Annotated in this window: 16 protein-coding genes and 1 tRNA gene; 16 read left to right on the forward strand and 1 reads right to left on the reverse strand. The window is 30.8% G+C overall.

Features of this window, described 5'->3' with window-relative positions:
- Window positions 1-12: 12 nt before the first annotated feature.
- A complete protein-coding gene (locus RSC72_RS05995; protein WP_332545060.1) occupies window positions 13-276 on the reverse strand; it encodes a helix-turn-helix domain-containing protein in 264 nt (87 codons plus the stop codon).
- A 158-nt stretch (window positions 277-434) separates the two neighbouring features.
- Between RSC72_RS05995 and RSC72_RS06000 the strand changes: the two genes are divergently transcribed.
- The 16 genes from RSC72_RS06000 (at window position 435) to RSC72_RS06075 (ending at window position 8670) form a co-directional block, all read left to right on the forward strand.
- Window positions 435-1076, forward strand: a complete 642-nt coding sequence (locus RSC72_RS06000; protein WP_332545061.1) for a DUF3560 domain-containing protein — start codon at window positions 435-437, stop codon at window positions 1074-1076.
- Complete coding sequence (locus RSC72_RS06005) at window positions 1067-1594, forward strand: hypothetical protein (protein WP_332545062.1); 528 nt, start codon at window positions 1067-1069, stop codon at window positions 1592-1594. The genes RSC72_RS06000 and RSC72_RS06005 overlap by 10 nt, the downstream gene beginning before the upstream one ends.
- Window positions 1595-1611: 17 nt before the next feature.
- Window positions 1612-1806 carry a hypothetical protein gene (locus RSC72_RS06010; protein WP_332545063.1) on the forward strand — a complete coding sequence of 65 codons (195 nt, stop codon included), beginning with the start codon at window positions 1612-1614 and terminating at the stop codon, window positions 1804-1806.
- Between the two features lie 5 nt (window positions 1807-1811).
- Window positions 1812-2195, forward strand: coding sequence for a hypothetical protein (locus RSC72_RS06015; RefSeq protein WP_332545064.1), 384 nt, complete (start codon window positions 1812-1814; stop codon window positions 2193-2195).
- 72 nt (window positions 2196-2267) lie between these two features.
- Window positions 2268-2341: transfer RNA gene (locus RSC72_RS06020), tRNA-Val, on the forward strand.
- Between the two features lie 20 nt (window positions 2342-2361).
- Window positions 2362-2748: an ASCH domain-containing protein gene (locus tag RSC72_RS06025; RefSeq protein ID WP_332545065.1), complete on the forward strand. Its 387-nt coding sequence runs from the start codon at window positions 2362-2364 to the stop codon at window positions 2746-2748.
- A gap of 183 nt (window positions 2749-2931) precedes the next feature.
- Entirely contained in the window at window positions 2932-3612 is a 681-nt protein-coding gene (locus tag RSC72_RS06030) for a phosphoadenosine phosphosulfate reductase domain-containing protein (protein WP_332545066.1), read from the forward strand.
- Window positions 3613-3622: 10 nt separating this feature from the next.
- Complete coding sequence (locus tag RSC72_RS06035; protein ID WP_332545067.1) at window positions 3623-4321, forward strand: ParB N-terminal domain-containing protein; 699 nt, start codon at window positions 3623-3625, stop codon at window positions 4319-4321.
- A gap of 15 nt (window positions 4322-4336) precedes the next feature.
- Complete coding sequence (locus RSC72_RS06040) at window positions 4337-4846, forward strand: hypothetical protein (protein ID WP_332545068.1); 510 nt, start codon at window positions 4337-4339, stop codon at window positions 4844-4846.
- A 25-nt stretch (window positions 4847-4871) separates the two neighbouring features.
- Window positions 4872-5339, forward strand: coding sequence for a hypothetical protein (locus tag RSC72_RS06045; RefSeq protein WP_332545069.1), 468 nt, complete (start codon window positions 4872-4874; stop codon window positions 5337-5339).
- Window positions 5227-5667, forward strand: coding sequence for a VRR-NUC domain-containing protein (locus RSC72_RS06050; RefSeq protein WP_332545070.1), 441 nt, complete (start codon window positions 5227-5229; stop codon window positions 5665-5667). The genes RSC72_RS06045 and RSC72_RS06050 overlap by 113 nt, the downstream gene beginning before the upstream one ends.
- Window positions 5664-5918, forward strand: coding sequence for a hypothetical protein (locus RSC72_RS06055; RefSeq protein WP_332545071.1), 255 nt, complete (start codon window positions 5664-5666; stop codon window positions 5916-5918). The genes RSC72_RS06050 and RSC72_RS06055 overlap by 4 nt, the downstream gene beginning before the upstream one ends.
- A 23-nt stretch (window positions 5919-5941) precedes the next feature.
- The gene (locus tag RSC72_RS06060) at window positions 5942-6439 is read left to right on the forward strand and encodes a hypothetical protein (RefSeq protein WP_332545072.1); all 498 of its coding nucleotides are present in this window, start codon (window positions 5942-5944) and stop codon (window positions 6437-6439) included.
- Window positions 6440-6446: 7 nt separating this feature from the next.
- Entirely contained in the window at window positions 6447-7781 is a 1335-nt protein-coding gene (locus tag RSC72_RS06065) for a PBSX family phage terminase large subunit (RefSeq protein ID WP_332545073.1), read from the forward strand.
- Between the two features lie 2 nt (window positions 7782-7783).
- Entirely contained in the window at window positions 7784-8134 is a 351-nt protein-coding gene (locus RSC72_RS06070) for a hypothetical protein (RefSeq protein ID WP_332545074.1), read from the forward strand.
- Window positions 8131-8670, forward strand: a complete 540-nt coding sequence (locus RSC72_RS06075) for a hypothetical protein (RefSeq protein ID WP_332545075.1) — start codon at window positions 8131-8133, stop codon at window positions 8668-8670. Before RSC72_RS06070 ends, RSC72_RS06075 begins: the two co-directional genes overlap by 4 nt.
- Window positions 8671-8877: the final 207 nt, after the last annotated feature.

Here is an 8877-nt window from a genome sequence, read left to right on the forward strand (position 1 = left end):
GGAGATTTTCCCTTACTTTTTTGGAAGTAAATATCCGATTAAAACCTCCTTTCCGTTTTCACCTTTTGTGTAAACTGGTTGCAATTTTTCATCTTCTCCTTCATCCAATAAATCCCTTACTTTAACTCCGATTGTTGCAGCGATTTTCTCTAATGTTTCTAAAGATGGATTTCTTAGATTGTTAGTAACTGTTCCTCTAGTCACACCTAAAGCATCTGCAATTTTAGAATTATTAAATCCTTTCGCATCCATCATTTCTTTTATTTTGAATCTCATAGTTTAATATTTATAAAACAAAACTAATGCTAATCGGATAATTAATTTTAAATACGTAAAACATTTAACAAATAATTAACACGGATGAAAAATTTATCAATCATAAAACATTATATATTTGTTGTATCAAAAATGTAAAACAATTAAATCAAAACACTATGAACACATATTCAAAATTTTGTCCTAATGTATTTATCGCAAAATGTGAAGAACAATACGAAAAAGGTGATGTTATCGAATTAACGACTAAATATGGTAAAATCAATGAAAGCATAGTATTTAACTTGATCTATGAAAAAGATGGTTTTTTCTACTACTCTATCATTCGTGCAGATGGTTTTAACATTCAAGAGCGAGCGAAGCAAAAAGCTGAAAAATACGAAAACTGGGCAAATTCTGCTGAAAATAAAAGTAATCAGTATTACAAAGCTAGTCAAGAGGGTAAAGATTTTTTAGCACTTGCAGAGCCTATAAAAATAGGACATCATTCAGAAAAAAGACATCGTGCTTTAATTGATCGCAATTGGTCTCGTATAGGTAAATCTGTTGAATACTCAGAAAAAGCATCAGAGCATGAAAATAAAGCTGAATACTGGGCGAAAAAAGCAAATGACATTAATTTGTCAATGCCTGAAAGTTTAGATTTTTATGAATTCAAATTAGAAGAAGCGAAACAATATCATACAGATATGAAAACGGGTAAAATCGAAAAAAGTCATTCTTTTTCTTTGACTTATGCGAAAAAAGAAGTTAACGAACTTCAAAAGAAATTTGATTTAGCAGTAAAATTATGGGCGTAGTTATGAAAAATTTATTAACAGAAGAACAAGTAGAATCACTATTAGATAAGTTAGTGTATGAAGAACCACAATTAAATGATTTTTCAGAATTACAAAAAGAGTTTGATTGTGAAATAAGTGTAGATATAGAAAAACATAATCAATTACAATATACTTATTATTATGAGATAACCTTTAATAATAAAGACACCCCTTTATTTGTTGAAATAGAAAATGGTATTAATAATGGTACTCAAATAAATAACGTAGAATGGGGTATCTCTAATAAACCAAATTATAGAATTGTAGAAGTTCTTAAAGATATTATTTTAGACAAATCTTATTATAATACTCGAAAAGAAATAAATAAAGCACAGGCTATACTTGATGCAAATAAAAGTAAATACTTTGATTATATAAGACGTAATAATTACGATAATTATGTTACAGGTGGTAATTCAAATTTGAAATCAAATTTACCTGACATACACGTGAATTATATTTATGAAGAAAAAGAAGTAGATGTTAATTTTATTTAAAACATAACACAACGAAAATGAGAAGTAAATTAATCAAATATTTATCAAAAGGCTTAAATCAATTAGAGATTGCAGAAGCTTTGAAAAAAGAGAATTTTAAATCAAATAGTTTAAGTTCGATTGAAAAAGAAATCAATAAATTGAAAAAAGAATATAACGCTAAGACTATGTTTGAATTAGGGTATATAATTGGGTGTTCAACTAAAAAATAAAATTAATGCAAATTATCTTAAAAAAATATAAAATTACAAACTCTCTTTTAAAACAAGCTACTCTTGTTGATATAGAGAAAATAGATACTCTTAAATGTTTAGGATGGTGCATTTATTTGAAAACTAAACATTTTGTATTCTATGATGAAACAAAACATTTGATTTATAAGTGTGTTGAACTTAAAGAAGTTATTTTAAAAAGTTCTTTTGAAAGAACAACCGAAGATAAACCACATGAAAAGCATTATAACTTAACTGTTTTATTGCCTAAGAATTTTTATCATAGAGAATTATTTTTTGGTGCTGACAAAAATAAAGCTCTATCAATGAAAAAAGATATTGAAAAAGCGATAAAAAAACAGAATGAATTAGGTCAATTTTATATCTAAAAAAAATTACAATTAAATATTTATAATATTAATAAATACATTTATATTACTTATATTTGTAAGTAATATTATCGCGAGGTAGAGCAGTTGGTTAGCTTATCGGTTTAACTTGCCGAAGGTCGCTGGTTCGAGTCCAGCTCTCGCTACAAATCAACATTATTGAAAAATGAGTAAAAATCTAACACTAAGTATTAAACAAGAGTTTTTTGATAAAATTCTTGCCGGTACAAAAACAATCGAATCGCGCGAAATACGCCCGAATAACACAAGTAAATATTGTGAAGTAGATGAAGAGGGTTTTGTTATTGAAGATGATAACGGTATTGTGACTTTGAAATACGATACAATTACATTTCTTACAGGTGCTTATGTAGGTAAACGCCCTAAAATGGTTGTTAAAGTAAAATCTTCACAAGTTTTATTGTTAGAAGATGAAGAAACTCACGAGCTTATTATTTTGAAAGATGACAAAGGCGAAGATTATTTTGCTGCGGTTATCGAATTCAAATTAGGCGAGATTATCGAAGCGCCAGTTCAAAAAAGTAATGTTTAATTTTTAAATATATTGCCGAGTTAGAAGAAGAGTAACAACATTCGCTACGTCAAACTATAGAGGTGGACGTAGAGCTGCATCACAATCAAGTGGTGGTACAGTTGGTAGAGGTGGACGATTTGTAACACGTAGACAGCGTACTTACGATATGCGTAGAGCATTCGGTATGGCTGGTGGTTAATTATGTTATCGCCGTTAGAACATAGTAAAAAAGTAATTAGCTCGATTAGGCAAAAGTCAAATCGAGCAATACTTTTTTATTCAGGTGGTAAAGATTCGATTGCTCTACTTGATTTGATGGCGAAAGAATTTGATGAAGTGGTTTGCGTGTTTATGTACTTCGTGAAAGACTTAGAACACATTGATAAATACATTCGATTCAGTAAGGCCAAATATTCAAATGTAAAATTCCTTGAGGTCCCTCATTGGATATTATCACAAATTCATCGTTCAGGTATGTTTTGCGTACCTCAAAAAATCAGATTAATAAAATTAAAAGATGTTATTGAAGCTGTTAAAATTCAAACAGGTATTCAATACGCATTTATCGGTGAAAAAAAAGCTGATAATATGAATCGAAGAATCAAGCTACGACAATACGAATTAGAAGCAATTAGCACAACAAACAACGTCTACCCTCTTTCAAACTGGCGTGACGGCGACGTCTTGAATTACATTCAGCGAAACAAATTACCAAAACCAATCAATTACGGTAAGAAAAAAAATAGATCAGTTGGGGTATTTTTCGATACAGATGTTTTTGTTTGGTTGAGAGAACATTATCCAAGTGATTTAGAAAAAATCTTAAAAGTTTATCCTCTTTCAGAAAAATTACTATTCGATTATGACAGACAGAATTCTTAAAAATCCTGATATGAAAGTTAGACAATCTGAAACAATAATTGTCAATCGTTCGCAAATCAAATTTGCTCCATACAATCCTAAGAATCATTCAAAACAAGCAATTGACGAAATCAAACGCAATTTTAAGAATGTAGCTTTTTTAGGTGGTATTGTTTGGAATGCAACTACAGGTAATTTGATTGATGGACATAAGAGATTGATGGCTTTGGATGTAATTAACAAATATGATGGTTCGGAAGATTACGAGGTTAAAGTTGAAAAGATTGAATTAGATGTAAAAACTGAAAAAGAGCAAAACGTTTTCCAAACTCGAAGCCGTACAGAACTTGACGACGAATTAATGCGTCAATTACTCCACGACATCGATTACAAGAATGCGGGACTTGATGAATTTGATTTGAATTATTACGGTGTCCCAGTTCCTGAATTAGAAAACGATTCAATCGCTAACGAAATAGAATCACTTTACGAACCAGTTGCAGAACAAAAAGCTTTTGATGCAGAAGTTCGTAAAGAAGCTGTAAAACAAGCAAAGGAAGAAATTAAAGAAAAGGCAATCGAAAAAGCAAAGGATTTAACTTCTTATGTAATGCTTTCATTCGATAATCATCAATCAAAAGCAGCTTTTTGTCAAAGATTTGAAATAAACGAAAATGATAACATCGTAAAAGGTGAAGAGTTTTCGGAAAAAATAGAAAGAGTTTATTAAACAAATAACAACATTATGAACAAAAACGAATTAAACACAGCAGTAGACCAGCAACAATTTTTTCAGGAATTAGATAAAAAATTGAAAGGAGAAATCAGAGAGAAATTATCTGCAACATCTTTTCCATTTGATGAAATTGCAGATCCATTAGTAGAAGCAAATGTTTTGAAAATTGGAAAAGTAATGCTTCAAAATGTTTCATTAAATCGATTGAAAATTGATGTAGATGTTTTTGAAGATTTAGCGAATGAAAATTACAATTTATTTTCAATGCCTTTCCTTTTAAATGGTCTGCAAGACTTCGCACCAAATGAATTAGGTATTACTCCGATTGAATATTCAAATTTAATTCGTGATGCTTATGTATTGGGTGTAGTACACGGAAAACATTCGGCGCCAATCAAAGAAGAAATTCAGAAAAAGTATCAAAAGAAAGCTGATGAATTTCAAAATCAACAATTAGTTGAACAAAATAAATTGCAAAAACAAGAAAATAAAAAGGTTATTCCATTAAGTCGTAAATAACCTAAATACAACAATATAACGCAATATGGCAACACTGACTAAAACAAAAGTTAAGAATGCTTTAGAAAAAGCTGGAGGAATGCCTGTACAAGCGTCAAGACTTTTAAAGGTTGATTACTCCACGCTTTATCGTTTTATGAAGAAGCATCCTGAACTTGAAGAAATCAGAGAAAGCGCAAGGTCAAAGCTTCACGAGGATTTAGAAAGCTTAACAACGTTCGCGGTTAAAACTGGTTTCATCCAAAAAAGTGCTTTAGATGAAAATGGAAAACCTACTTCCGAAACAATTTACGAAGAGGTTGATGTAAGAACAAGATTGCAACATGCAAATTTGTTAATGAACCAATACAAAGGATCAGTAGGAATAAAAGAAGAAATAGATGTCACAACGAAAGGGGAAAAGGTTAATAGTCAGTCAATCACTGTCATTGAACTTCCAGAAGCTTTGCGTCCAAAACCAACCACGCAAGAAGCCAGCGAATCACGAGAGTAAACTCCAACAAGCTTGCGTAAAATGGTTTCGTCTGCAATTCCGTGATGTAATTATCTTTTCAATTCCGAATGGTGGTTCAAGACATCAAAAGGAAGTTTCAAAAATTAAAGCAGAGGGAGTTTTGGCAGGTGTATCCGATTTATTCATTATGAAAGCATCGAGAGGATTTCATGGTCTATTTATAGAAATGAAATACGGAAAAAATACCACAACCGAAGCGCAAAATAATTTCTTGGAAAAAGCAAAAAAGGAAAGATTTGCTACAGCAGTCTGTTATTCCTTTGAAGAATTTGTAAAAATCACAACTCAATATTTAAAATCAAAATGATAAAACAATTATTAGAAAATTTCGAAAAAGAAATAGAATCAACAGTTGAAGTTGATGAAGCAAATCAAGAAGTAGTATTTAATTCAATCAAACTGGATATGCTTTCAGGTGCAAAAAATGCTTTAGAACTTTTGTCAAAAAATGAACAATTCATTGATGAATCAACTAATGAAAGTTTATCTACAATTGGTCAATTAATTTCAGATTTAGATGATGAGATTAATGGATTAGTTGAAATAGCATCAGTATAAAATCAATGTTTAAAATCGACACTATGAAAAATGTATTAATTCCGTTGTTAGCTTTTGTTTTAGCTTCAACAAATGACCAAAAACATAGACGAGATAAATACGATGATGTCGTAGGATATTCTTTGTTTATTAAACAAGGTTTAAGTCCTGGTATGTTTGCTCCTTGTGATGACGAGGGAAATATTTTAAATCATCCATATCCAATAAAGCAAAACGATCCTAAAGATTATAGTTTGAAAGTTTATGATAAATCTGAACTGAATCAATATAACAAATCCAAAGAGAATGTATTGTTCGATGGATGGAAAGTTACAATTGCTGATACTGAAAATGGTGATGTAATTTACGATTTTGAATATAAAGACATCGAATTTTCTTACAACAAGACTGAGGATGTTTTTATGGATTCACACGGCGAATGGCTTGCTTTTTCAACAATTGAAGATTTAGCATTATTAGCTGATGTCATGAGTACAGAAGTTTTATTGACTAATTCAGCAATGAATTTAATAAAATCATAGCAAAACAATGCGTGCCCTACTCCATGAAGATAATATTAATGAAGCATACTATCCGTTTTTTCAATCAACGCATAGGTATGTTAATTTGCGTGGTGGTTCCGGTTCATCAAAGAGTTGGACAGTAGGACAAAAAGTATTGTCTTGGTTACTTAATCCGTACGGACATAAAGAAAAGATTTTAGCATTAAGAAAAGTTGCAACGACTTTACGAAATTCGATTTTCGCGTTACTGAAAGCACAAATTGAATTGTACGGACTTGATGTGCAATTCAAATCTACTACAATGTCATTTCACGCTAAAAACGGAAATGAAATAATTCTTGCTGGCCTAGACGATTCTGAAAAAATGAAATCTATTTCAGGAATTACAAAAATTTGGATGGAGGAAGCAACAGAATTTTCGGAAGCTGATTTTAACGAATTAGATCGTCGTGTACGTGGTCACGTAGATAATTTTTACCAAATTATTTTATCATTTAACCCAATTCACGAGAAGCATTGGATAAAAAAACGTTTTTGGGATTCACCCGATAATGATGGAGGTCGTTACAATCCAAAGAAAATGTTTAATCTGATTACAACATTTAACGATAATAAATTTATAGACCAGGAATACAAAGAAATTATGATGGATATTCCTCCATCGCACCCTGATTATCGAATATATGTTCTTGGTGAATGGGGTATTGAGCAAAACGATAATATGTGGCTTTATGCTTTCAATTATGATAAACACGTAAAAGAAACAATTCCATTTCTTCCAACTTATGAAGTGTATTTATCATTTGATTTTAACAAAGACCCGTTAACATGTACTGCTTACCAAATGTCGCCAAATAAAGGTGATGGTCGTAGTTTTATTAATGTATACAAGGAGTTCGGAGGTAAACAAGTATTAGCAGATTTATGCGCTGAAATTAAAATGACATTTCCGAATTCAATTCTGTATGTTACTGGCGATAGTTCAGGGAATACGGAGGGAGTTGTTGGTTACGAATCTATACACGATTCTGCATATTCTCTTATCCGTTCATATCTGAAATTACAACCAAAACAAGTACAGCCAAATACATCTAATCTACATTTTGAAAATAGTAGATTATTAATGAATCAAATGTTTGCGCAATATCCAAACATTGCAATTTCAAAAGAGGGATGTCCGAATTTTATCAATGACTGCACAATTGCAACAATTGATGAAAAAAGCCATAAGCCGCACACACTTAAAAAAGACCGTGAGATTTACAAAATGGATTATTTCGATGGTGGACGATACTTTTTCCAAAAATATTTCCACGAATTTGCACGAACAAATTATTTCAATATTAAAAAATCAGCGTAATTATGAGTGGTAAGATTATAAATTTTAATCCGAATAAATTTGAAAACAAAGAAAGATTTGATAAAAATCTAAAAATTGAACTTTGTGAGCATAATAAAAGTCTTACATATGACGAAGATTTCGGAACTATAGAATGTGATTCGTGTAATAAAAAATATTCTGAGAGAGAGTTTATGCAATGGTGGACACAAGAAAAAGGAAATAATCAAGCGTTTAGAATGGAGTTTTATAATACACAAAATAAACATTGGCATTTGTCGCAAGAAGTTAGCGATTTGGAAACTCAAATTACATTCTTAAAAAAAGAAAAATCAAGATTAACACGAGAAGTGAATAAATTGAAAAAGCTATGACACAATTCAACACAGCAAAATATATAGTAGCATTTGAATCAAAAGTGCTTAAAGGAAATAATGGCCAACCTTTAAAATTCTATGCTTTAAAAGAAATTACAGATTATCATTTAAGTAGAAATATTGCAGCTAATGCACAAAATATTTATTCCGAATCAGGACTTACAAAAAATATGCTTTCGGAGATTTGTAATGGATTGACCAATGCGGTCAATAAAAATAAATTAGACGAGGTTGCTGTTTGGATTAATAATATCAAGGCTCGTATGTCTTATCCTGTTGATGAAGATGCAGCAATTCGTATGGCTATGATTTATCATTTTATTGATGGCGAGAATCCTGATAGTTGTGAGAATCATTGGACAGAAGAAAAATTGAAATTAGTCAAACAAGATCCTGAAGCTTATAGTTTTTTTTTGCCAATAGGTTTGCAATTCACTCCAGTTTATCAGGAATTCTTAACGGAAGTTTCGACGAACTCTTTGGAGCAAAGAAGAATGACAATTCAGCAATTGACACCACCGCCCCACCAATAAAAGTTAATGATTTATACGAATCGTTTACTTTAGGTGCGCTCAAAATATCCGATGGCGACCAGCAAAAAGCTGATTACTTTTTAAATTGCTCTGTATTCGAATATTACTACAGAATTTCAAACAGAAATAAATTTATTGAATGGCACAATAAGGAAATGAAAAACCAATCGTAATTGATTGGTTTTTATTTTATAAATAATATTAATA

The sequence above is a fragment of the Algoriella sp. genome (genome assembly GCF_036647415.1).
GTDB lineage: Bacteria > Bacteroidota > Bacteroidia > Flavobacteriales > Weeksellaceae > Empedobacter.